The organism is Methanocorpusculum sp., assembly GCF_030655665.1.
Lineage (GTDB): Archaea > Halobacteriota > Methanomicrobia > Methanomicrobiales > Methanocorpusculaceae > Methanocorpusculum.
The window spans coordinates 59,523-82,441 of sequence record NZ_JAUSPQ010000006.1 but is presented as its reverse complement, the minus strand read 5'-3'; the positions used below and the strand labels follow the sequence as shown (position 1 = coordinate 82,441).

Annotated in this window: 26 protein-coding genes; 14 read left to right on the top strand and 12 right to left on the bottom strand. The window is 42.2% G+C overall.

What is annotated here, in order from left to right:
- Positions 1-99 precede the first annotated feature (99 nt).
- The 10 genes from Q7J08_RS03700 to Q7J08_RS03655 all read right to left on the bottom strand — a co-directional run bounded on the left by Q7J08_RS03700 (position 100) and on the right by Q7J08_RS03655 (position 10,890).
- Entirely contained in the window at positions 100-1,212 is a 1,113-nt protein-coding gene (locus tag Q7J08_RS03700) for a hypothetical protein (protein WP_304910344.1), read from the bottom strand.
- Positions 1,160-3,658 carry a hypothetical protein gene (locus Q7J08_RS03695; RefSeq protein ID WP_304910343.1) on the bottom strand — a complete coding sequence of 833 codons (2,499 nt, stop codon included), beginning with the start codon at positions 3,656-3,658 and terminating at the stop codon, positions 1,160-1,162. The genes Q7J08_RS03700 and Q7J08_RS03695 overlap by 53 nt, the downstream gene beginning before the upstream one ends.
- A gap of 3 nt (positions 3,659-3,661) precedes the next feature.
- On the bottom strand, positions 3,662-4,762 hold the full coding sequence (locus Q7J08_RS03690; RefSeq protein ID WP_304910342.1) for a DNA adenine methylase: 1,101 nt from the start codon (positions 4,760-4,762) through the stop codon (positions 3,662-3,664).
- Positions 4,763-4,874: 112 nt separating this feature from the next.
- Positions 4,875-5,678, bottom strand: a complete 804-nt coding sequence (locus Q7J08_RS03685) for an MBL fold metallo-hydrolase (RefSeq protein WP_304910341.1) — start codon at positions 5,676-5,678, stop codon at positions 4,875-4,877.
- A gap of 1 nt (position 5,679) precedes the next feature.
- Positions 5,680-6,378, bottom strand: a complete 699-nt coding sequence (locus Q7J08_RS03680; protein WP_304910340.1) for a flavodoxin family protein — start codon at positions 6,376-6,378, stop codon at positions 5,680-5,682.
- Positions 6,379-6,415: 37 nt separating this feature from the next.
- Positions 6,416-7,321, bottom strand: a complete 906-nt coding sequence (locus Q7J08_RS03675; RefSeq protein WP_304910339.1) for an aminoglycoside phosphotransferase family protein — start codon at positions 7,319-7,321, stop codon at positions 6,416-6,418.
- A gap of 12 nt (positions 7,322-7,333) precedes the next feature.
- Complete coding sequence (locus tag Q7J08_RS03670) at positions 7,334-8,287, bottom strand: tyrosine--tRNA ligase (RefSeq protein ID WP_304910338.1); 954 nt, start codon at positions 8,285-8,287, stop codon at positions 7,334-7,336.
- Between the two features lie 362 nt (positions 8,288-8,649).
- Positions 8,650-9,504 carry a hypothetical protein gene (locus Q7J08_RS03665; protein ID WP_304910337.1) on the bottom strand — a complete coding sequence of 285 codons (855 nt, stop codon included), beginning with the start codon at positions 9,502-9,504 and terminating at the stop codon, positions 8,650-8,652.
- Between the two features lie 89 nt (positions 9,505-9,593).
- On the bottom strand, positions 9,594-10,415 hold the full coding sequence (locus tag Q7J08_RS03660) for a hypothetical protein (RefSeq protein ID WP_304910336.1): 822 nt from the start codon (positions 10,413-10,415) through the stop codon (positions 9,594-9,596).
- Positions 10,416-10,443: 28 nt separating this feature from the next.
- Entirely contained in the window at positions 10,444-10,890 is a 447-nt protein-coding gene (locus tag Q7J08_RS03655; RefSeq protein WP_304910335.1) for a hypothetical protein, read from the bottom strand.
- Positions 10,891-11,129: 239 nt separating this feature from the next.
- On the opposite strand from Q7J08_RS03655, the gene Q7J08_RS03650 reads away from it, so the two are divergent.
- The 14 genes from Q7J08_RS03650 (at position 11,130) to Q7J08_RS03585 (ending at position 21,232) form a co-directional block, all read left to right on the top strand.
- Positions 11,130-12,470: a hypothetical protein gene (locus Q7J08_RS03650; protein WP_304910334.1), complete on the top strand. Its 1,341-nt coding sequence runs from the start codon at positions 11,130-11,132 to the stop codon at positions 12,468-12,470.
- Between the two features lie 15 nt (positions 12,471-12,485).
- A complete protein-coding gene (locus tag Q7J08_RS03645; RefSeq protein WP_304910333.1) occupies positions 12,486-13,193 on the top strand; it encodes a hypothetical protein in 708 nt (235 codons plus the stop codon).
- A gap of 262 nt (positions 13,194-13,455) precedes the next feature.
- Positions 13,456-14,031 carry a hypothetical protein gene (locus Q7J08_RS03640; protein WP_304910332.1) on the top strand — a complete coding sequence of 192 codons (576 nt, stop codon included), beginning with the start codon at positions 13,456-13,458 and terminating at the stop codon, positions 14,029-14,031.
- A 185-nt stretch (positions 14,032-14,216) separates the two neighbouring features.
- On the top strand, positions 14,217-14,615 hold the full coding sequence (locus Q7J08_RS03635) for a hypothetical protein (protein WP_304910331.1): 399 nt from the start codon (positions 14,217-14,219) through the stop codon (positions 14,613-14,615).
- Positions 14,616-14,882: 267 nt separating this feature from the next.
- Entirely contained in the window at positions 14,883-15,338 is a 456-nt protein-coding gene (locus Q7J08_RS03630) for a hypothetical protein (RefSeq protein ID WP_304910330.1), read from the top strand.
- Between the two features lie 107 nt (positions 15,339-15,445).
- Positions 15,446-15,928 (top strand): hypothetical protein, encoded by a 483-nt coding sequence (locus Q7J08_RS03625; RefSeq protein WP_304910329.1) that lies wholly within the window; start codon positions 15,446-15,448, stop codon positions 15,926-15,928.
- A gap of 392 nt (positions 15,929-16,320) precedes the next feature.
- Positions 16,321-17,025 carry a hypothetical protein gene (locus Q7J08_RS03620; RefSeq protein WP_304910328.1) on the top strand — a complete coding sequence of 235 codons (705 nt, stop codon included), beginning with the start codon at positions 16,321-16,323 and terminating at the stop codon, positions 17,023-17,025.
- Complete coding sequence (locus Q7J08_RS03615; protein WP_304910327.1) at positions 17,022-17,447, top strand: hypothetical protein; 426 nt, start codon at positions 17,022-17,024, stop codon at positions 17,445-17,447. Before Q7J08_RS03620 ends, Q7J08_RS03615 begins: the two co-directional genes overlap by 4 nt.
- A 69-nt stretch (positions 17,448-17,516) precedes the next feature.
- Positions 17,517-18,107: a hypothetical protein gene (locus Q7J08_RS03610; protein WP_304910326.1), complete on the top strand. Its 591-nt coding sequence runs from the start codon at positions 17,517-17,519 to the stop codon at positions 18,105-18,107.
- Between the two features lie 183 nt (positions 18,108-18,290).
- A complete protein-coding gene (locus Q7J08_RS03605) occupies positions 18,291-18,995 on the top strand; it encodes a hypothetical protein (protein ID WP_304910325.1) in 705 nt (234 codons plus the stop codon).
- On the top strand, positions 18,992-19,639 hold the full coding sequence (locus tag Q7J08_RS03600) for a hypothetical protein (RefSeq protein ID WP_304910324.1): 648 nt from the start codon (positions 18,992-18,994) through the stop codon (positions 19,637-19,639). The genes Q7J08_RS03605 and Q7J08_RS03600 overlap by 4 nt, the downstream gene beginning before the upstream one ends.
- Positions 19,629-20,093 (top strand): hypothetical protein, encoded by a 465-nt coding sequence (locus Q7J08_RS03595; protein ID WP_304910323.1) that lies wholly within the window; start codon positions 19,629-19,631, stop codon positions 20,091-20,093. The genes Q7J08_RS03600 and Q7J08_RS03595 overlap by 11 nt, the downstream gene beginning before the upstream one ends.
- Before the next feature lie 242 nt (positions 20,094-20,335).
- The gene (locus Q7J08_RS03590; RefSeq protein WP_304910322.1) at positions 20,336-20,482 is read left to right on the top strand and encodes a hypothetical protein; all 147 of its coding nucleotides are present in this window, start codon (positions 20,336-20,338) and stop codon (positions 20,480-20,482) included.
- 114 nt (positions 20,483-20,596) lie between these two features.
- Positions 20,597-21,232 (top strand): hypothetical protein, encoded by a 636-nt coding sequence (locus Q7J08_RS03585; protein WP_304910321.1) that lies wholly within the window; start codon positions 20,597-20,599, stop codon positions 21,230-21,232.
- A gap of 53 nt (positions 21,233-21,285) precedes the next feature.
- Here the strand turns inward: Q7J08_RS03585 and Q7J08_RS03580 are convergent, their stop codons facing one another.
- Complete coding sequence (locus Q7J08_RS03580; protein ID WP_304910320.1) at positions 21,286-21,756, bottom strand: VOC family protein; 471 nt, start codon at positions 21,754-21,756, stop codon at positions 21,286-21,288.
- Entirely contained in the window at positions 21,753-22,913 is a 1,161-nt protein-coding gene (locus tag Q7J08_RS03575) for a histidine phosphatase family protein (protein WP_304910319.1), read from the bottom strand. The genes Q7J08_RS03580 and Q7J08_RS03575 overlap by 4 nt, the downstream gene beginning before the upstream one ends.
- Between the last annotated feature and the right edge of the window lie 6 nt (positions 22,914-22,919).

Below are 22,919 nucleotides of genomic sequence, written 5' to 3'. Positions count from 1 at the left end.
CCGGTGTTCCCGGAGTATTTTTGAGGTATTATAATCACGAGGGAGGAACTATTCTATGATTTTCAAAGGCAATTGCAGAAAAATTGAAATTTTACTATTTTAGCCATTCAAATGATATTCTTCTGCTATAGATCTCATATCGTCCATATATGAATCGAATACAATCTGATGTATTTTATAGATTTCATCACTTGAATAACCCTCAAAAATATAACTATTAGGTATTGGATATTCCACGTGAATATCTGAGCAACAATTTTTCATAAGTGCACAAGCAACTGCATGGAGTTTACATCCTGTTGGAGAAATTATTATCCGATTAGAATAATAATTCTCTTGATAAATTTTTGCAATATTCTCAAAAACACCGATGTAATCTGTTAATTTGTAATTCTGAACACCTTCATATAGGGGAGATGTGTTAATAATATTTTTATGAATCTCAATAGTTGCTTCTTCTCTCCAAGTTTCTCTCTCATTTATAGTGTTAATAAGGAATATGGATTCGGGGTTTGTATTATTTAGTAAAACTGTAAGGAGTTGTTCATTAAACGATAAAAATGCAATCAAAATAGATGGACTATTTTGCATAACAATACTAGATAGTTTTGGTGTTTTGACAATGTCATATACTCCTACTGATGAAAGACCAAAATAAGTGAGAATGCTGCCATTATCACAAATATTACGTTTAGAGATTTCCTCATTGTATTTTTCTAGAGATGGACTCCAAGTTATGGGTTCTGAATAAATAATTGTGAGTTTTTTATTATATATTTTAAGTGAACACAATAGTATCATAATGAGAATCTTTGACATCACAGTGATATCAATTATAATTTCATCAAAACGATTTATTTGAGACATGCGGCCATTTAATTCTTGTTCAAAAATAGTGGGACTGAATCGGTTAAACTCAATCGTGTGTACATCATTGGTCCTACACGAGACTTCCTGTATCATAGCTAGATATTTGGATTTTTTACTGGGGTCATATTTACAAACCCATGCTTCATTAAATAGACTGCTGCTCTTTGGTTGTGAGGTAATCCAAGATAATGATCGTGATTCAAACCCTTCTGAAATAATTAATAATATTTTTGAGTTGGAATTTCTATCTATATTAGAAGCTTCTTCAATAACTGGTAATCGTCCCATTTTATTCGTCCCAATCATTCTCATTTCCAAATAATTCTTTCTGGCTTTCATCATTCAATTTCGTATATTTTTTTGCAAAATCATCTGGTGTAAGAAGTAACTCTTTAAAATCTTCCCAACCTAGAGTTATACTATCCCTTTTAGAAAAAGTAATGTTAAAATATGGTACAAATAAACTACGTAAATATATTCTTGTTGCAACTGAACTTCGGACACTTTTTCCGCGTGGATCTTCAACAAAGACACCATATCTGATAAGACCTCTATAATAACATTCAGCAATTGGGTCTAGTTTTCCAATTATTGATCCATCAGATATTTCTATTCTTCTAGCTTGTTTGGGCGGATTTCGATCCCCATTTTTTGAAGTTTTGTTTTTCAAATCATAATAGAACATTCTCTGGCACGCGGATGAAATATTGAATAGATGTTCACCATATGTTTCTGGATCAGGTTTATCGTAAATGATGGCTTTATCACAGGAATTTGTTGCCGTTTTCAATACATTAAGATACATTCCACCTGCCTTGCGAAACACATTATCCTGATTAGTTTTCTGTATTATAGGATTATTAGAGGTACTGCTGTGAGAACGCACATCCGCAATCCTTTTTAAAATATCGCCATTTTGAGTTTCTTCTGATACCATTTGTGAGAATATTTTAATTAACTGCCTGATATCACTTGACCATATATCATAAAAAACTCCTGTCCCATAATATGTATTTGCTTCATTTTTCTTTATTTTACTTGCTCGAGTATTACCTGCAATACGGATATTCCCTAATAACTCATTTAAATTAGTATTACATTTGGCAAAGAGATCACTTCTATTAATTCTACGTTCAAAAATCGAATAAATAATATCTTCATTTTTAGTATCACCCTCTTCCGTTATCGATTTTATGCTAAGATCGATCAGTTTATAATCATTATTTTCTTCAAGAGTTTTATTATTTAGTCCATAGGGGAAAAAAGTTTCAACACTTTCTGTGGATATCTTAAAGAAAACTGTTGATGTACGCCTGAAAATAATCGGGTTAAGTATTTTTTGAGTACACTCATTAATCATTGGTGATGAGTAATCATCGAGGAAAAGGAAGAAATCTTTTTTTTGGGAAAAAACACACTTATTGTTGATTAATTTAGTTAATATCTCTAAATAATCATAATCAGAAAATGCCCATTTTATCTCAGGCATATATGCGGCACCCAGTTTACATTTTAATAACTCTCTCTCACATCCTGAAATAGCTGTATTTATAATTCCTTCATTAGATGTACTAGTAAAATAACAATCTTTCAGATACTTAGTAAAGAATGAACTTACCCATGAACAATTTAAATCATTATATATCTCTACCTCGCATCGTAACCATTGGAGAATTTGAATGGTCCACTTTAGATTGAAATAATTGATGACTTGTTTACGTGCCACATCTTGCTTATCTAATGGTAGCCAAGGAAAAGCCTCTCCAATTGTCCTTGCATTCAAATACAACCCTATAAATCCATCTTCCCCGGGAATGCCTGCATTACCTAATTTCCTTTTTAAATCATCACTCACTCTCATAAAGATAGTTGTTTTTCCGCATCCTCGAAGACCTGTTAAAACACAAATATTTTTATCAAATAATTCATTTGTTGCTAAAAATTTTGGAACAAATAATGCTTGCCACTCATCATAACGCTCCCCCATGTATTCTGCGACCAAATAATCCCCAACATTTTTATCCATTATTTGAGAGGATTTATCTTTATTAAATAATACATACAATGCGTTCCGAAGTTCATGTGGATTTTTTACATACTCACCCTCTGTTATATTATTTTCAAGTAATAATTTTGGGAATTCATTTTTAAGTACCCGATATTTATTTTTATCCTCCTGCTCAAGAGAATGCATGTCAATTGATGCGAGACATTCTTGAATAATATGTGCAAAACCTTTATAATCATCCATTATTTCTTCGGAAACAACATGGGGTGAGAAAGTGCCATATCCAAAATCTGTTATAAATACCCTACGCTGATTTGGATTAATTGATAATGGGTCTGGATTTTCAATTATAATATTTCCAGAATGAAAGTCAGAGTGTTGAATTCCCACCATTTTGCATGCATAAAAAACTGCTAATGTTCGATCAATAATATCAACCAACATCTGTATTGTGACTTTTTTATTGTTTATAATATTGGCGAGACTTTCACCATTAATACAGTCCCATATCATATAGAGATAGTTTTTTCCAGAGATCTCTATAAATCCATGATCATGATAACGTACCACCCCCTCTGTTTGTTCCAGTTTAATAACTTTAATGATTTCCTGTTGCCATGTTGGTTTTTTTAACACCATTTCATTTGGAACAAATTTAATTGCACGACTTCCATAATTTTCCTTCTCTCCTCTAAAGACATTACCAATACATCCTTTGCCAATTTCCTCTTGAATTATATATCCATTTATATTAATACCAATGAAAATATCAGAATCCATTTTTCACAATCTCTCTAAGACAGTAATTATCTCTCTTTTTACTAAATCTTTACCTTTAATCTGTTTCTTTGCTTCGGGCATAGAATCATAAAATGCTTCAACCAAACGATATTTTTTTGAGGAAATTTCCGTTAACATTTCAGCCAGCGGCATTTTTTGATTTTTATATTGAATATTTATATCTCCAAGAACAACTACGCAGGTATCACCAGAAATTTGATGTTCAGACCATTTTTTGATACATTGCTTCATCATTAAGATAAATTCATTCCCTTGTGGAGATATTTTTTGATCTAACGAATTCCAATCGTCTTTCCCTAAAAACCACAATCTCAAGCGATTATCACGTGCGTATGTTAGTGATTTCATATATGGAGGACTTGTAATTATTGTGCCAATTCTGTCTTGCTTAATCTTCATTGATGCAGAATTTTTGTTATAAACAATGCGCTCTTTTGAAAAATCCAAATTAGGTACAAATTTATAACTACGTTTTACCTTTGCGTTGAGTTTTTCGTAAACATTCCTATATGAATACATTTCCGGGTAATTTTCCCGAGGGTATTTTTTTGTACGTAAATAAGGTACCCCGTGACTTGAGGGATATGACAAAAATCCCGGACGTTGGTGATGCAAAATACCCATGAGACAAGCTAGCAGGAACCATTCCTTATGTTGTCTGAGATAATACGTCCAGGCAATTATTTCCCGAAGTGTTTGAGGGTGGTAAAATGATTGTACCCATTCAGGAATAACATCCAAATTTATTTCACTTGCTTTTTTGGTTATTCGATTATTATATTTATCAAGCGCTACACATGCTTCTATTTCTGTATGATATGGATATAATTTACCCATAGTTAGTACATAAGCATAATAATTAAGGTCATTGCCCATTACATTGTAACCTTTAGCCCAACCTTCAAGTAATACTGTTCCACTACCACAAAAAGGATCAAATATTAATTCATCGGGTTGTGCATATTGATCAATTAAATAACCTGCACACTCATAACGAAGTCTCCCTATATATGGTGATAAAGAATTAAGAGAATTTTTATATTTATTATTATATTTTATATCATCAAATTCTTTCAGATTCATATTCCTCTCATTAATATAACCTATCTTCAAGATATTAAATCATGCCTCTCCATTATGAAAAATTAGGGTGCACGTGGGATGTGCCCCCAGAAAAAAGAGGGAATGGATCGGCTCACCACTCGATCTTCAGCCCGACACCCACTTCATGGACCGGGATCACCTGATGGACCGCTGCTTTTACCGCAAACGAGGTACAGTGGCAGGGATACATCTCAGAGATCCCCTCGTTTTTCATAAATCGGATCGTCTTCTCCGCACGCTCATCCATCTTTTTCATATGCCAGCCGCCGATGATCCCGAGGATCGGTTTCTTGAACAGCTCTTTTGCATACGCACAGATATTACATATCCCGGCATGCGAACAGCCCGTAATAATATAGATGCCGGCATCCGTTTCAAAGACAAGAGCCGAATCCTCTAAGATAAAGTCCGGGACGTATCCCTCCGGCGTTTTTCGCGTATCCATCTCCGGTCTCTGTTCGAATTCCTGGGTGATAGGGATCTGCCCAAGGAACGTTATATGATCGCTGATTTTGATCGGATCCTTCGAGAGATGCAGACGGGTTTTTTCCCGCATCGTCTCTTCGGAGACGGGAGATCCCGTCAGCAGATCGCCCCGGCGTTTCTCGGCAAAGGTATCCGGATGGGTGATCACTTCAAACGACGAAGTGTCGAAATGTTCCAGCAGATGCGGCAGGCCGCCGGTGTGGTCGTCGTGTCCGTGCGAGATCACGACCTTTGTAAGGGCCGAAAGATCGATCCCGAGTTTTTTTGCATTCCTGATGAAGAGATTGGAGTAGCCCGTATCGAGCAGGATCTTCTCCGTTCCATCTTCGATATAGAAGGAAAGCCCCGGCTCTCCGTAAAAATATTTATCGATGAAGGTGTTATTGTCGACGAGTACCGTGAGTTTCATGTCAGCTACCAGGGTTTTTCCCGTCAAACCAGCCGTTTTCTTCCCAGTACGCTGCATCAGATTCAATAAAGCGGTATTTTTTCTGCACGAATCTCATCAGATAGAAGAGCATCCTGACTTTGAGCCGGGGGCCGGCTCCCTGCTGTCTTCGAATTTTTCGGGCTGTCTTCTTGACTTCTTGTGCAAACGCCGCTCTGCTCTTGTCGGTGACCTCTGTCCAGTCTCCCGCCAGGACCGCATTTTTGAAACTGTAGGTCCGCCCGACTCCCCACCAGTCAAAGGAATCCTGAACATCCTTTCCTGCACTCCGCATACCGGCTCTTGCGGCCGTTATAATAACAAGTGCCTGTTTGCGAAACATCTGCGGGTTTGGCTTGTGTCCCATCCACCGACAACCGAAGTGGTCTAAGAGTGCCTTGACCTGGCCGGGCACATGGAACACATACACGGGAGCAGTGATAATGATCAGATCCGCATTCTGCATTGCCTCCTCAATTGGCTGGATATATTTGTAGTGAGGACATGTTGTGGTGTCGGAAAAACAGTTGAAGCATCCGGTGCAGAATGCCGGCATGTCCTTCGGCAAATGGAATTCGGTGACTTGATCGCCGTCTGCGAGTTCAGCCAGGAACTGTTTGGCGATGTTATACGTACTGGATTTTTCCGTACGGCTCGTTCCGTAGATGACGGTGATTTTCATGAGATGATGGAGTATATAACTTCAGGAATATTCTAGTTTACTCCCGTCCCTTTTTTGCCTCCACATACCAGAGGGGAACGGAAGTTTTCATATCATCATACCAGAGAAGGACCTCTTTTGCCATTTCTACTGCTGTTTCTACCTCTTTTTGGCCAAAAGGTATCGACCAGGGGATCGAGGAAAGCGTATTGCTGCTTATGTATAACAGAAGCAGATCCCAGAATTCCTGCGGGACGGATCCGTCAAAATATCCGTCGATCCGTCCTGCCGCAAAATAGCTGCTTTTCTTTGCACACCACACGATCCGGTTGAACTCTTCCCAGGGATCGCCGTAGTCGATCCGGTTGAAATCGATTATACAAGGGTCCCCCTCCTCATCGATGATGATATTTCCGCAGTGAAAATCCCCGTGCTGAAAAGACTGCGGCCGGTTTTGTATCAGATGTCTGTGCTCTTCGATGAAGGCAAGCATCCGATCGTCATGCTCGAAACGGATGCCGCATTCAAGATACCGCTCGCATTTCCAGTCGAGTTTTTTTCCAAACCGCAGATCCCAGGGTTTCATATCCTCAGGTGCCGGAATTGAATTCAGCCGTTTCTGCAAAATCCCGGTCTTTATCCCTATATTATACTGCTCCTCTTTTGAAAGAAGAGGCAGAATTTCATCTGCCGCTTTTCCCTCTGTCCAGGTAAGAAGCATGTACGATGTAGTATCGCTGCATCTTCCGAATTCCACAGGTTTTGATGCAGGAATCCCTTTCGATTCTATCGTTTTGAGAGCCTCGAACTCCTCTTTTTTTCGGTCGTATTTGTCTGCGGCAGACAAACGAAGCAAAAGTTCCCGGCCGTCGTCTGTTCTGACACGATATTTTGTATCGTCGGACCAGCCTTTGAGGATCGGCGTTATTTCTGTGAACGTATAGTCGGGTATCTCAATCGGCATAAAAAAGGAAAATTAGTTTTTATAGCTCTGAACGTATGCGTAGGCATCCGCGAGTAACTCAGCCAGGGAATCGCCGCATGCAGCTTTCAGATCCATCGGGTGGACCTTTCCGCCGGCATACGCCGTCTCGAGTTCTGCATAGCTGTGGAACTCCAGATCCCCGCCGAATTTTTCCGGGCGGCGGATCGCGACCGTATCGATCCTCGGGAAGACGTTGTACTGGAAGATCTGCAGGATCGGGTTTCCTTCCGTCTCCGGCGGGCAGAATGCCTTCTTCATCTTCTTTTTGATATCTTCGGGGGAGTCTGCGACCGAGATCACATTTCCTTTCGAGGAGGACATCTTCTCACCGTCGAGACCGTTTACGATCGGCGTGTGGATACATACCGGGGGTTTGTATCCGAGGGTCGGGAGGTGTTCGCGGGCGAGCATGTGGATCTTTCTCTGGTCGATCCCTCCGACCGCTGCATCGACGTTGAGGGTCGGGATGTCGACGACCTGCATGACCGGGTAGACCATCTGGGAAACCATCGGGTTGTCCATCGCACGGCCGACCTCGTCCATACTGCGGGTGGCACGGTTCAGGGTGATCTGCTGACAGAGGGTCAGCACTTCGGTCTGATACTTCGGCGTGAGCTGGACATCAGTTCCGAGAACAAACTCCGCACCTTTGAGACCGACCGCCTCGATGCAGGCTTTGTTGTAGTCGGAAAGCTCTTTGATCTGTTCGAAGGTTCCTTTTCTGTTCAGATAGGCGTGCAGGTTTGCGATCAATACCACGACGTCAAACCCTGCTGCTTTCATATCCATCAGTTTATTGATGGTCACCAGGTGACCGAGGTGAATCTCGCCGCTTGGTTCATAACCGGTATAGACCCGTTTTGTTGGTTTGTTCAACAAAGCTCTGAGTTCGTCTTCGGTGACGATCTCAGCCGTATTTCGGGTGACGAGTTCGTATGCGTCCATATCCCGATATGTTGTCCGTGAAATACCATAAAGGATGTGTGAGAGAGTGTGGACCGGGACACTGTCTAACATGTAGACAGGTAAAAAAAGGAGAGGTGTTTACTTGGAGGATTTTCATCTTCCGAACTTTGAACCGGACACGGCGATCGTGATGATCAGGACGACCAGCCCTGCCACGATCTTATCCAGCACTGAGGGTGCGTATTTCATACTAGATTATTATGGTTAGTATGGCATAAATGCGGCGTTAACTACAAAAATTTTGTTAGTTATCCACATAAACGAAAAAATCGGCAGCAAAAACATTTACTGCCGCAGTATATCCCTGCTCTCGTCAGGGATGCCGGTGAAAAAGCGTATGATCATGTTTCCATCACAATGCGTTCACCGCTGCCCAACTCTTCAGGCCCCATCCTGAAATACACATCCCTGGCATCCGGGCTAAGCGAGTAGTACGAGTTCCCTCCTTCTTTCACCTCGGTAAGTAATCGGCCGTCGAATTTTTTCAGATGAAAATACACGGTGTCCGGGGATTTGCCGATGATCCCGGCGATCTCGTGACGTGTCAGGTTTGGATGATGATATAATGTTTTGAAAATCGATCTGGTTGTTTCATTTTCCAGAATGCCGTATACGACCGGTTCTAAGGATTCCTGATCGATTGGGTGTGCCGAATAATACGTTCTCCCGTTTATCTCGGCTGCAAATATCTTCTGTTCGTTTTGGAGCCGGTGAAGCTGATAGGTAACGGATCCCCGGGAACTTCCCACCCCGTCAACGATCTGTTTTTGCGAGCAGAATTTGTGCTGCCGAATGTAGGTGAGGATTTTTGCCGGCGTTGATTCCGGGTTTTTCTCGGGAAATTTCCGGCGGCTGAAGACGATGAAAATCGAGAACCCTAAAACAGCTGCTGTGAAAGGTATTACTCCGCCTCGCACAATATCGCGATACGGCGTCTCTCTCCAGAGAGAATCAATGAAGGATAATACCTCCGTTTTCCACAACATGAAACTTAACAGAGGAGTATTCTCAATAATTTCTGTGCCGTCATCAATCGGGACTATTTCATAATCTGCCGGGGCAATAACCATGTCATCAGACCCGGGAACAAGAGGACTAGCAGCTAAAGCGGCTCCAACATTTGATACAAGGAGTAAACATGCAGATATGACTAAAAAAATTAAGAGTATCCGGTCTTTTGGATTATTGTCGTGCATTTATTGATAAACTGAATGATTGTGTTCCACTGATATTTCCCTGTTGACATCAAATCTCCAGAGACCGCTCGTGATAGGATTAACAGTGCTCACGTTTCCATCACAATGCGTTCACCGCCGCCCAACCCTTCAGGCTCCATCCTGAAATACACATCCCTGGCATCCGGGCTAAGCGAATAATAATTGATCCCCTCTTCTTTTACCTCGGTCAGTAATCGGTCGTCGAATTTTTTCAAATGAAAATATACGGTGTCCGGGGATTTGCCGATAATCCCGGCTATCTCGTGACGTGTCAGGTTTGGATGATGATATAATGTTTTGAAAATAGATTTCGTTGTTTCATTTTCCAGAATGCCGTATACGACCGGTTCTAAGGATTCCTGATCGATGGGGTGTGCCGAATAATACGTTCTCCCGTTTATCTCGGCTGCAAATATCTTCTGCTCGTTTTGGAGCCGGTGAAGCTGATAGGCAACGGATCCCCGGGAACTCTCCACCCCGTCAACGATCTGTTTTTGCGAGCAGAATTTGTGCTGCCGAATGTAAGCAAGGATTTTTGCAGGTGTTGATTTCGGATTTTTTTCGGGAGATCTGCGGCGGCAGAAGACGGCGAAGGTACCGCAGACACCAAAGATCGTAGACAGAAGCGGAACCAGTATTGTGCTGGTCATGTTTCCAAGAGGCGTTGGTTCAAAGAAATCAAAGTATGAGCCGATGTAGATGGGAAGCACGGTTTTCCAGTAAACAAGGTTCAGCCATCCGGTAATTGTTACTCCCTCGATTCCGTCATCAATAGGAACTATCTCATAATCTGCCGGGGCTATTACCAAGTCATCTTCGCCGGGATAGGTGTAATAGAAGTCAAAGGCGCTCACAGGTCCGCATACACCTGCAAGTACGCAGAGGATCACAATACATAGGAAAATGTGGATTTTGTATCTAAACGGCATTGAATTGCAAAGTATATGGCTGAGTACCGCTCACCGATGCCCCATTAATAGATATAGTCCATTGGCCTGCTGCGATATTTCCGTTTATAGTAAGGGGAATCACCCCATTAGTTATTCCATCAAATGAATCGTAAAATGGTCCATAGAAAGATCCATCCGGTTTTTCTATCTTCATACTGAGAGTATTTTGTGTATTCCCCCATGATAGAGCAATCTCAATTCTTGTTTTACCGGCAGGAAGGAAATATGTGTGGCTCTTCCATTCTCCTTGGGTAATAGTATCGTAAAGCGGCAGAGCCTTACTACCATCGGTAAACTTGTACCAGGGAGTTATCGTATACTTTGCGGCATTATCAGAAAAATCAGCTGCACCCGCAGGCATTACACAGCATGCGGTCAAAAGGAGCATGCCGATCAAAAGAATCCGTATCTTCATACGTTGGTATGTTCTGTTGTTTCTGTGTTATAAATACATTGAGCATAGATTCCAATTCTGCCTCATTCCCTTTAACTCTTGAATACATGAATTGGAATCTATGCTCAATGTATTGATAATAGATGAAAAAGAAGGGATAGTTGTGGATTGAGTTTCAATCCGCAAGATTATCAAAAAGAGGGTTTTCCCCTGGTGTTGCTTACGTATCTGCGATGAGGAATCCCTCTAACGAGGTTAAAATGAATTTTACTAAACGACGTATTGAAATTTTATCACTTCTTCTTCTGTTCATAGTTGCAGTAATGCTTATTTTTCCAGTAAGTGCAGAAACTGCAGACAGTGATAACGTACCAATTTTTACCATCCCTGGTAAAACAACGATTTATGATATGAAAATGATTACAGAAAAATCTGAATCATCAATAGATTACGATTCTTTGAAGATTCCAGAGAGTGTCATAGCCTCATCTGATGCCAAAAAAGCATCAGGCGAGATAGCAAAAGATTCAGAAATCTATGATGTGATTTGTTTCAACAACCCCATTCCCGACCGTCAGGCTGAAATCACACTTCCAATCACATTATACGGAAAAGACTATCTTCTTCTCCTTAAAAGAATGAATTTTGAAAACATTGATGATGGTATTGATTCCTATGAGGGCGTGATTTCAGGCATTGATGACTCGCATGTTGTTTTGACCGCAGATATGGATAATATTCTTTGTGGATTTATAAGCTATCCTGGTGAATACATCACCATCTCTGCAATTCAGGCAAGTGAAAACAGCCGAACAACTGGTATGCCATTGCATATCGTATATTCAGAGTATGATATGCTTCAGCCGGATGAACCGATCGAATTCTGCGGAGTCAAAGATCAGATTCAAACGCCCCCCTTATATGAAAAAATCGTAAAACCAGCTGGATCAAACTCAAAGGGACCATATGACACGGTTTATGTTGATGTACTTGTTGTAACAGACAACGCTTTTTACTCTAGTAGCTGGGTAACAACCGCTCAAAGTTACATTGCAACAGCAAACTCAGTCACCAGTTATGGTAGAGATGATGTAAAAGTTGTTTTAGTACCACTTTATGATGCAACTCATAGATTTCAGTTAAGTGCTAATTCTTCAATTACTACATATCCTTTAGAGACTTTGGCATATTATTATCCGCTCTCGACGTTAGATTTTTTAGATGTTGATTTGTGTATTTATCTTGGTGGATATGATATTACTGGAGAATGGAATGTTGCTCAAGGATTATCATGGGGATATGATACCAGATATGCCTGGTCTCAAATGGTTATTGATTGGAGTGGCCCTGTTTATAATGGAAACGATTATTCAAGGACTTACAGTATCATTCATGAAATTGGACATTGTTTTGGAGCAGTACATGAACAAACATACACATGGTGGTTGCTTAATGTAAGAAATACTGTTATGCTAAGTGAATATTATGGGTATCCATTTAGCTTACTCGAGTTTTCCTCACCATCTTATAATGGGGATGCAACACATAATAATGCACAGATAATTAGAAATAATAAAACCAGTGTAAGTTTGTACACGTAAAATACATCTATAGTCATGACTGAACATACCAAAAACACAAAAGCAAGCGTCATCTGCATGGCACTCATCTATCTACTGCCGCTATGCGTTTTTTCGGCATATTTCTCATGGAGTATATCTTTGCCAAATGCCGTCACCGATGGTCTGTTTGCGTCTCTATTTTTTATTCTGCCGCTCGCAGTCCTTATCGGGGTGATAATGTATAAGAAAACGCTCGGCAGAGAAAACACGACATGGTTCACGGTCCTTATAATTGCCCTTGTTCTTTTGCTCGTCATCAACATCGGAATGGGCATCACAAATATCATCGACGGAGCATTCACTTCTTCTCAGTCAATGCTGACGAATTTCCTGCGAATGCCGGTTTTGGTCACCGCCCTCTACTTCTTCCTGATCCTTGCCCCCCTCTTCTCCCTTGTTGTCCCAAGACTCTGCGAAGCACGAAAACCGCAGAAGATCCTGTCGGGAGTCTCGAAAGGGTTTGCGTTATTCGGCATCTTCTATCTGATCTATTCTACGTTTAGCGGCATATCAGGAGATGCATACGATGTTGTTGTCCCCGGAATGCCTCCTGCTTATCCCTGGTATATATCCCCTATGTTTATGTTGAGCCTCGCCATTATCTGGGTCGTTTTCGGTCTCGCGGTTGGAGCCTGTATGATTTGGCTGTGTCGAAAATCTGAAAATGATGTATGCATGTGTAACGAATGTGATGAAAAATGAACACAATACAGAATCCAAACAGACCGGATATTTGAAGATTACAATATGCGGATGTGATCCCCTCCCTCTATTTTATCATTCTTTGTCTCACGATCTCAAAGGATACATTCTGCATTGAATTCTAGGCTCAATGTATTGATAAGAGATGAGGGAGAAGGTATAGTTGTGGAGTGGGTTCCAATCTGTACGATTATCCAAAAGAGAAGTCCCCTCTGACACTGCTTACGTAGATTCGGGAAGGAAATCGTCTAAAGAGGTTCAAATGATGAAATTGCGTATAAAAATTCTTGCTGCATGCATATGCATACTTCTGTTGATCATTAGTGCCGGCTGCATCTTACCGGAGCACCACTCAGAAAATAATAGCCTGCCTGATTTCATGCCGGGTATGTTTGATTTTGGATTTTTGATATCACCCCCCGAAGTCGTGTCATATAGCACTCCTGCTCTCGACTGGTACTTTGATCTGGATAATGCAACAGGTTTTGTAAGTGTACAGCGACGTGATGACCGGTCAAATCAGATTCCCATTTACGTTGCAGAACCGGGTGTTGAGGGAAGAATTGCCATACTAATCACGGCATCCCGGGAGGATATTATTGTTACTCTCAATAGAACAGTTCCTTTGTCGGAAGGGATGTCGCTCACCCTCGAAGGTGAGCCGATCCACGTGAAGGACGGTGAAACGGCGGATGCAACGCTTATTCTCCGGGTAGATCCCTCGGCAGTGAATACTGCTACGCACACGGTGGTCTGGCTGGAGACGAATGATGGATGGGGGCGGGCACGTGTATGTCAGTTGTATTCAGCTGCTGATCCAAACAGACCGGATATTTGAATATACAATATGCGGATGTGAGACTCCTCCCTTTATTTTATCACTATTTTTCTTACGATCTCGAAGGATACACTCAGCATTGGAATCTATGCTCAATGTATTGATAATAGATGAGGGAGATAAGATAATTTTAGTGTTGTTGAACGTAAACCACGTATAAAATCTCTTAAAGTTAGGTATACATAATGGACGGAAAATCTACAAAATCTAAAAAAATTATTTTTGGCATTCTTATTCTGATCATTGGATTGAGCATCGGCTATGCCATTATATTTTTTGCGCTGGGTCTTGGAGAAGGGAGCTATGTATACCTATTCTATTCATCAGAACCTGATGATGATCACTCTGAGTGGAAGATATTTGTTCCAACAGAAGAGGTTTTCCAAAAGTATCCTGAGTTAAAAGAGCTGCTGCTCACGAGAAACACAAGCATTAATCTGTCAAATCCAGATGAAGTAGAGACCTGGTCTCATAAAGTTCCTGTAAAAACTAGACAGAGATGCAATGAACTTCGTGAATTCTTATATCACAAAATTTTCTACTGGGAGGGGGAGTATTACACTGCGGCGATACCTATTGAGTAGGGATGCATACACCCATTTTTGCTTGAAAGCCGCTCTGAACTGAAACCTCTGTATGTCCGGACTAATTCTCACGATTCCAAGGGATACTCCCGGCATTGGAATCTATGCTCAATGTATTGATAAGAGATGAGCGAGAGAGTAATTCTCATGTCGTTGAAGGTATATTACACAATCTCTCAAATTCAGGTACCCAGGATAGTAATTGTGAGAATAGGTACAATTGATACTCCGATTGTGCTGTAGATCACTCCTGAGAGGCAATTCACCATGACCAATAACCGCATAGGAGTCATCTCGTGTTTAATAACACTGGTATTATTCTCAATTATTCCAACGATTCTGCTCAGAACGTATGATATGCATAATGGGGTCAGTATGTCGGTGGTTCTCCCGATGTATTTTGCAGGCCTGATTATTGGAGGTATTATTGCTGTTGTAACGCAATGGGTGGATAAAAAGTATCCTCCTCCAAAACAGGCCCGCGTTGTTGTACTGCCGGTTTCGGATAAAAATGCCGGGAGAGTAAAATGGGTGATCATCGGGATCCTTACAGGAATAATACTTCTCTTTACATGGCTGATCGTCGTGTATGTGCCTTCTGCAAAGATCGGATTTACGGCAGTTGCCTATATCTGTGGTCTATGTTTCGGTCTCCTGATACTGCTTGCTTTCATGAAAAGTACCGCAATATACGGATATCTTTCAACTATACGCAAAAAATAGCGGGTGACTGTCATCGACAGCCCTTGTTTGAACAAACTTACACCCAATGCAAGTTAGAATTACCTTAAATTTTCTCATATTACAAAGAACGTTCAGGACTGAGACCGATGGCAGATAAAACTACAGAGAACAAAAAAAGACCAAACCTCGGTATTGTGATTATATGCATCATATTTTTTGTGTCGGCGGTCCTTCTATCGCCGATACTAATCTCATCTATAGTTGGAGAGATTGATGCATTTTATACGGATGCATTTGGCGGACATCAGATAAATTTAGGGTATTCCTCATATCCAAATGATCCTCCCGGCAGCACATTTTCATGGAAAAACTGGAGTGGTGAAGTAATTACCATAACTGAAGAAGACTTCAAAAAATATCCGCCATTAAAGGAACTCTTCCTCAACATAAATTACAGCATCAATAAATCCGAAGCTCTTGAGAAAATGACCTTTATCAGTCGGGCAGGTATGGACTCGGTACCGATAGGTACTGGAAAGATGTACGATGAAATTAAATCCCAATATGCCGATAATAAAGTTTTGTATTGGAATGGTGAATATTATAGACTCTTAATGGTGAATTCATAATCATTTCTGAGTTTCACTTACCGAACTTAGATTATCATAAGTATTGATATGATGTCGATATTCACCGTTATCTAGATTATGTTTGGTCTCGCAGTAGGATTTTTTAGGATCCGGGTGTACATGAAATCTGAAGATAATGGAATTGAGATGGGAGAAGCTGGGTCAGAAAATAAAAAGTTCTGAGATATGAAAGAACGAATCGAAAATTACTTTCTGACAAATTTCTCCCTCTCCTCTATTTTATCACTATTTGTCTCACGATTTCGACGGATACACTATGCATTGGATTCTATGCTCAATGTATTGATAAGAGATGAGGGTGAAGGTGTAATTGTAGATCATAGGAACCATCTGCACGATTGTAATTAGATTTCATACACCTTGCCTGATACATGACTGAACAAACCAAAAACACCCAACGAAGTGTCATCTGCATGGCACTCATCTATCTACTGCCGCTATGCATTTCTTCAGCAGATTTCTCATTGAATCTATTATTGCCAAGAACCGTGACCGACGGACTGTTTTCGAGTATGATGTTTCTTCTGCCGATTGTAGCCCTCATCGGGGCGATTACCTATAAGAAAATTGTCGGTAAGGAGAAAACGACAGGGTTCGCGGTCCTTATAATTGCCCTTGTTCTTTTGCTCGTCATCAACATCGGAATGGGCATCACAAATATCATTGGCGGAGCCTTCACTTCTCAGGCGATGCTGACACATTTCCTGCGAATGCCGATGTGGGTCACCGTCCTCTATTTCGTCCTGATCCTTGCGCCTCTCTTCTCTCTTGTTGTCCCGAAATTTTGCGAAGCACGAAAACCGCAGAAGATCCTGTCGGGAGTCTCGAAAGGATTTGCTGTATTCAGCATCTTCTATCTGATCTATGCTATGTTTCGTGGAATAGCAGGAGATGCATACGATGTTGTTGTCCCCGGCATGCCTCCCGCTTATCCTTGGTATATATCCCAGGTGTTTATGTTGAGCCTTAGCATAATCTGGGTCGTTTTCGGTCTCGCGGTTGGAGCCTGTATGATTTGGCTATGTCGAAAATCTGAAAATGATGTATGCATGTGTAACGAATGTGATGAAAAATGAACAAAGACCCAAATCACGTGGGAAAATTTTGGATAATACTATTGGCTGTTCTTATTCTGCTGCCGCTCGTATTTGTCGTGCCTATCCTGATAGAATCCACCGGTATCTTGGACAGTAAGTCAATGATATTAACCTATTCATCATATCCTGAAAAACCGATCAACCACGTATGGAACGAATCCGGATATGCGATATTGAATATTACTGATGAGGATTTCGAAAAATATCCTGAGATAAAGGAGTTGTTTCTTACCAGGGATACCAGTATAAAAAAATCGGACCCTAGAACAGATAACCCTGTATTGAATAGTGTCCAGGTTCTGACTCGACAACGAATCGATGAGATCCGGGAAAAATACTGTATTCACAGAATTCTCTACTGGGAAGGAGAGTATTATCAGGCAGGCATCCCGTATTCATAACTTTTGTTGATTCTTTGACGAATCAAGTTGAGTATGAGACAAATCAGTGTTTACTTATGTGAGGTTCAAATGATGAAATTGCGTATAAAAATTCTTGCTGCATGCATATGCATACTACTGTTGACCCTTAGTGCCGGCTGCATCTTACCGGATCACTACTCAGAAAATAATAGCCTGCCTGCCTTCATGCCGGGTATATTTGATACAGGATTTTTTTCATCACCCCCTTCACCCCCTAACACATCGTCATATACTCATGCAATCGACTGGTACTTTGATCTGGACAATGCAACAGGTTTTGTAAGCGTTCAGAGACGGGATGACCGGTCAAATCAGATTCCCATTTACGTTGCAGAACCGGGTGTTGAGGGAAGAATTGCCATAGAAATCAAAGCATCCGGAGAGGATATTATTGTTACGCTCAATAGAACATTTCCTATGTCTCCTTTGCCGGAAGGGATGTCGCTCACCCTCGAAGGTGAGCCGATCTACGTGAAGGACGGTGAAACGGCAGATGCAACTCTTATTCTCCAGGTAGATCCCTCTGCAGTGAATACTGTTACGCACACGGTGGTCTGGCTGGAGACGACGAGCGGGTGGGGACGGGCACGTGTCTGTCAGTTGTATTCAGCCGCTGATCCAAACAGACCTGATATTTGAATACAGCAATATGCGGATGTGATCCCCTCCCTCTATTGTATCACTATTTTTCTCACGATCCCGAAGGATACACTCAGCATTGGAATCTATGCTCAATGTATTGATAATAGATGAGGGAAAAGGTGTAATTATAGATCATAGAAACCATCTCCACAATCATAATGTCACACTCCTTGCCTGATCATGACTGAACAAACCAAAAACACCCAACGAAGTGTCATCTGCATGGCACTCATCTATCTAGTGCCGCTATGCATTTTATCGGCAGATTTCTCATTGAATATATCTTTGCCAAACACCGTCACCGACGGACTGTTTGCAAGTCTGATGTTTCTTCTGCCGATCGCAGCCCTGATTGGGGTGCTAACGTATAGGAAAACGCTCGGCAGGGAAAACACGACATGGGTCACGGTCCTTTTCATTGCTCTTGCTCTTTTGCTCGTCATCAACATCGGAATGGGCCTCACAAATATCATCGACGGAACCATCACTTCTCCGGCAATGCTGACGAATTTTCTGCGAACATCGATGTGGGTCACACCTCTCTATTTCGTCCTGATCCTTGCCCCCCTCTTCTCCCTTGTTGTCCCGAAATTTTGCGAAGGACAAAAACCGCAGACGATCCTGTCGCGAGTTTCGAAAAGTTTTGCCGTATTCAGCTTCTTCTATCTGATCTATGCTATGTTTTATGGAATATCAGGAGATGCATATGATGTTGTTGTCGTTGGCATGCCTCCTGCTTATCCCTGGTATATATCCCCGGTATTTATGTTGAGCCTCGCCATTATCTGGGTCGTTTTCGGTCTCGCGGTCGGAGCCTGTATGATTTGGCTGTGTCGAAAATCTGAAAATGATGTATGCATGCGTAACGGATGTGATGAAAAATGAACCTGACACAGAGCCCAAACATAAAACTCCTCTTCCCGATCTATTTTTTACCGATATTTATCTTTGGAGCGTTTATTGCCTGGAATTTTTCAAATATAGGTATCGAATCCATACTCTCTGCAGGTCTTTTCGTATTGACGGTAGTGCTTTTCATTGGAACGATCCTCTGCTACAGAAATAGTGATGGAGCAGTCAAATCCCGCTTTGAATTTCTCGCAGTATTTACTGCATTATTGTTGATCGGCGAGATCGGATTAGGGCTCATATCCGTTATGGCCGGAGGGGGTTCACAGCTCACTGTTTTACTTAGGATGCCTGTTTGGCTGACACTGATGTACCTCATACTGATTGCCTCGCCGATGATGACATCTGTGATTCAGAAGGTATCGGCAGACTTTGCCTGCGGAACAATGATGAAACGGATCTCGTATACATTTTCCGTTTGGGGTTTTGTACTTCTCGTCTGTTATGTCATTCTGTCGGTTTTGGGAGATGCAAATGATGTCGTGATCGAAGGAGCCGTACAAACAGTTCCGTGGTGGATCTCAACGGTTCTTATAAACACGGTCTTTGCGGTCTGGGTTATTCTAGGGATCGCCGGCGGACTGCAGCTTGTTTTCGGATGTAAAAAAGATGACACGTAGACGTTTTGAAGGGAAGGAGGATAATGCAATGAACAAAGACCCAAATCACGCGAAAAAATATGGGTATATATTATTGGTAGTTCTCATTTTCTTACTGTTCATACTTTTTGCCCCTCTTATGGTGGAATCCACCGGGATCTTGGACAGTAAGTCAATGATATTAACCTATTCATCATATCCTGAAAAACCGATCAACCACGTATGGAACGAATCCGGATATGCGATATTGAATATTACTGATGATGATTTCGAAAAATATCCTGAGATAAAGGAGTTGTTTCTTACGAGGGATACCAGTATAAAAAAATCGGACCCTGGAACAGATAACCCTGTATTGAATAGTGTCCAGGTTCTGACTCGACAACGAATCGATGAGATCCGGGAAAAATACTGCATTCACAGAATTCTCTACTGGGAAGGAGAGTATTATCAGGCAGGCATCCCGTATTCATAACTTTTTTAGCTCTTCAATGGATCGAGTGGAAAATAGACGCCTTGACTCTATCATCATCCCCCTAATTATTTGTTACGTATAGATGTTGACCTGTTTTCTTTTTCCCGCACTATTCACGGGCCTGTTCAACAGATATACTCAACATTGGAATCTATGCTCAATGTATTGATAAGAGATGAGGAAGAAGGTATAGTTATGGTGGTGTAAAAACCGGCCTATAATGAAATGTACGAGAACACATCATGATGATTGATAAAGAGTTTTCCAAAGATGTTACGAAAATAGCATTAGGTGTTGTATTAGGCGTTGTATCTGCCGTGTGTATTTTATTTATCCTGAGTGTGATTGCCTCCGGTGTCGTTCTTCTCGTTGCCCAGATCATGTCGTGATTTTGTCCGGCATTTCGATGGGGAAAACCCTCCTGAAATCAACAATCAACGTTATACTGCCCGGCGGGAACCATGACTGACCAAACCCAACACACCCAATGGAGTGCTATTTTCATGGCACTCATCTATTTTTTGCCGGTATCAGTATGGCTCTTGTATATTTTATTCACGCAATATTATTATCCTGCAATTTCGGGCAGCCTTGCTCCGGTATTCCTTTTCGGCACATCTCTCCTTGCGGTATTTGCGGTCTCCCTTCTCCTCATCCCGTTTGCCGGGGCTATACAAGGTCTGCGGATGCACACGCTGCAAAAACTTCCCTGCATACTGATAATAACGGCAGTTGTTCTCATTCTCGGTATATCTGTATGCTTGATGTTCATCGGAAATCCACGATCATTTGGAGAAGCTCTGCGCATATTTTCCTTAAATCTCTTCTTCATCTCACTGATTCTAACGCCTCTCTACTGTCCGGCGGCATTTATGCTTAGAGGGGCATCTTCGAAAAAGGCAGTTTCTGCAAAAACATCAGGTATCTGTCTTGGCATTGCCGGTTTAGGAATGACATATGTGTACTTCTGGGTCTATCGCAGCGTTCAGCAGTATGATACCTCACTTCATCTGATAAATGACATATGGTATTATTCGACCTGGACATTACTCATCGGCTTTGGCATATGGGCAGTGATTGGCGTGATAGCCGGAATTCTGACGCTCGCGTCATTAAAAAATAGAGATGAGGGGCAGTAGATCCTTCATCCAAAAGGACATCGAATCTACGGCACGTCCTATAATCCCGGGAGTTATTCCTCTTCCAGGAACATCTCCACGACCTCTTCAGGGAACATCGTTCTTTTCGCGATCTCCTCAACGGTCATATCCTGTCCACGGAACCTGCGGCAGACGGTCACCATACTCTCGCCGACCTCGATGATGTGCATATCCGGATCATAGAATCTGACGACCCTCTGACCCCAGGCATGTTCGATCACCTGATGGACGTACTTCACCTCATACGTCTTAAGGCGTTCCACAAATGCGTCGAACTCCTCCTCCTCGAAGTAGAGTTCGGCATCATTTCCCTGATACCGGATCTCGGAATCAGGTTTCTCGATAAACCCTGTCCAGGAACTCTTCGACTGAATGGCGAACGATTCGGCAAACGTGACGTTTGCGCCGAAATCCATGGTTATCTCCTGACCAAGGATCCCGGTATAAAACTTCTTTGATGCTTCGATATCATCAACGACGATTAATGGGCAAATAAACTTCATAATTTTGTCTCCTTACCTCTCCACCAGAGGTACCATGTTTCTTTTTTCCTAAATAAAATACAGCCGTCCAGGAATCCGACCCAGTCGTCCGCGAAATCATAGCCGGTCAGGGTCGAAACAAATGCTGCCAGAAACACATCATGGGTCACGCAGACCGAGATCCCGTCCTGAAATGCTGTACTTTTTAGGAAGGCGAGAAGCCTTTCCGTTCCTTCCTTGATTGGATAATGGCCGAGCAGCGTGCCGGTGTTGATATACTCAAGAGTGATCGTCTTGGTCGGATTTTTCACATACAAGCCGCGGGTCAGATCGTCATCAAAAACGTATGCCCCCGGATCACCCAAACACGTATTTCCACAGACATTGTCCGTCTCTCCCGTTCCTGCAAGGATCAGTTCGGCAGTATGCATGCACCGGAACATCGGGCTTGCGTACGCTTTGACCGGCCGACCTCCAAGTTTTTCGCCAAAGGTCATGGCGGCACGTTCGCCCCGGGTCGTGAGTTTTTTCTGGGAACCCGGCTCTCCCTTAGTGAACGGTTCCCGCTCGGCATGCCTGACGAGAACGACCGCAGCGTCCCACTCGGTCATCTTTAGAATGGTGGGGATCGGGCTTTCTGTTCCGATAAATCTGACGATGCCGGAAACGGGATACTCCTCATCCGGGGGGTCGGTCCGCCGGATCTCCTGCCCGGTCTTGTCGATAACGAGCCAGCCGTCTTCGTCTCGGACGAGTGCCTCGCCGTTTTTGAAACTCCGGGCATCGAAATACCAGTCCCCGTACACCATCTCCCCCCCGGTCGTGATGTGCGTGGCTCCGTAATTTTTCCGGTAAATCACCGCCGTTCCTTCGGAAAACTCCTCTGCATAGAGATAGTTGTTGTGTCCGATCCGTTTTCCCTCTTCGTTGATGTGGAAATACTCATCCCCGACCGTTTTGACCACAGCACAGTCGTCGGCATAATCCCCGACCCAGGGATACCGTTCTTCATAAATCGGGTTTCCGGAAAAATCGATGTGGTAAGCCCCCGAATCATCAACTACGGCAGCAAGACCCGGGAACCTGAACGGTCCGACGGTTTTGAACCGCTTTTCATAGATAGGGATGCCGCAAAATTCGTGATAGGTCCCGTCCGGACTGGGTATTGGCAGATCCATGAAAAA

What these genes read in the sequence shown, in the direction of transcription:
- Q7J08_RS03695 (WP_304910343.1), bottom strand. Translation starts at nt 3,658, where the DNA reads ATGGATTCTGATATTTTCATTGGTATTAATATAAATGGATATATAATT.
- Q7J08_RS03625 (WP_304910329.1), top strand. Translation starts at nt 15,446, where the DNA reads ATGGCAGATAAAACTACAGAGAACAAAAAAAGACCAAACCTCGGTATT.
- Q7J08_RS03680 (WP_304910340.1), bottom strand. Translation starts at nt 6,378, where the DNA reads ATGAAAATCACCGTCATCTACGGAACGAGCCGTACGGAAAAATCCAGT.
- Q7J08_RS03585 (WP_304910321.1), top strand. Translation starts at nt 20,597, where the DNA reads ATGGCACTCATCTATTTTTTGCCGGTATCAGTATGGCTCTTGTATATT.
- Q7J08_RS03675 (WP_304910339.1), bottom strand. Translation starts at nt 7,321, where the DNA reads ATGCCGATTGAGATACCCGACTATACGTTCACAGAAATAACGCCGATC.
- Q7J08_RS03650 (WP_304910334.1), top strand. Translation starts at nt 11,130, where the DNA reads ATGAATTTTACTAAACGACGTATTGAAATTTTATCACTTCTTCTTCTG.
- Q7J08_RS03605 (WP_304910325.1), top strand. Translation starts at nt 18,291, where the DNA reads ATGACTGAACAAACCAAAAACACCCAACGAAGTGTCATCTGCATGGCA.
- Q7J08_RS03645 (WP_304910333.1), top strand. Translation starts at nt 12,486, where the DNA reads ATGACTGAACATACCAAAAACACAAAAGCAAGCGTCATCTGCATGGCA.
- Q7J08_RS03670 (WP_304910338.1), bottom strand. Translation starts at nt 8,287, where the DNA reads ATGGACGCATACGAACTCGTCACCCGAAATACGGCTGAGATCGTCACC.
- Q7J08_RS03595 (WP_304910323.1), top strand. Translation starts at nt 19,629, where the DNA reads ATGACACGTAGACGTTTTGAAGGGAAGGAGGATAATGCAATGAACAAA.
- Q7J08_RS03635 (WP_304910331.1), top strand. Translation starts at nt 14,217, where the DNA reads ATGGACGGAAAATCTACAAAATCTAAAAAAATTATTTTTGGCATTCTT.
- Q7J08_RS03590 (WP_304910322.1), top strand. Translation starts at nt 20,336, where the DNA reads ATGATGATTGATAAAGAGTTTTCCAAAGATGTTACGAAAATAGCATTA.
- Q7J08_RS03580 (WP_304910320.1), bottom strand. Translation starts at nt 21,756, where the DNA reads ATGAAGTTTATTTGCCCATTAATCGTCGTTGATGATATCGAAGCATCA.
- Q7J08_RS03620 (WP_304910328.1), top strand. Translation starts at nt 16,321, where the DNA reads ATGACTGAACAAACCAAAAACACCCAACGAAGTGTCATCTGCATGGCA.
- Q7J08_RS03630 (WP_304910330.1), top strand. Translation starts at nt 14,883, where the DNA reads ATGACCAATAACCGCATAGGAGTCATCTCGTGTTTAATAACACTGGTA.
- Q7J08_RS03610 (WP_304910326.1), top strand. Translation starts at nt 17,517, where the DNA reads ATGATGAAATTGCGTATAAAAATTCTTGCTGCATGCATATGCATACTA.
- Q7J08_RS03700 (WP_304910344.1), bottom strand. Translation starts at nt 1,212, where the DNA reads ATGATGAAAGCCAGAAAGAATTATTTGGAAATGAGAATGATTGGGACG.
- Q7J08_RS03685 (WP_304910341.1), bottom strand. Translation starts at nt 5,678, where the DNA reads ATGAAACTCACGGTACTCGTCGACAATAACACCTTCATCGATAAATAT.
- Q7J08_RS03600 (WP_304910324.1), top strand. Translation starts at nt 18,992, where the DNA reads ATGAACCTGACACAGAGCCCAAACATAAAACTCCTCTTCCCGATCTAT.
- Q7J08_RS03690 (WP_304910342.1), bottom strand. Translation starts at nt 4,762, where the DNA reads ATGAATCTGAAAGAATTTGATGATATAAAATATAATAATAAATATAAA.
- Q7J08_RS03640 (WP_304910332.1), top strand. Translation starts at nt 13,456, where the DNA reads ATGATGAAATTGCGTATAAAAATTCTTGCTGCATGCATATGCATACTT.
- Q7J08_RS03615 (WP_304910327.1), top strand. Translation starts at nt 17,022, where the DNA reads ATGAACAAAGACCCAAATCACGTGGGAAAATTTTGGATAATACTATTG.
- Q7J08_RS03575 (WP_304910319.1), bottom strand. Translation starts at nt 22,913, where the DNA reads ATGGATCTGCCAATACCCAGTCCGGACGGGACCTATCACGAATTTTGC.
- Q7J08_RS03655 (WP_304910335.1), bottom strand. Translation starts at nt 10,890, where the DNA reads ATGAAGATACGGATTCTTTTGATCGGCATGCTCCTTTTGACCGCATGC.
- Q7J08_RS03665 (WP_304910337.1), bottom strand. Translation starts at nt 9,504, where the DNA reads ATGCACGACAATAATCCAAAAGACCGGATACTCTTAATTTTTTTAGTC.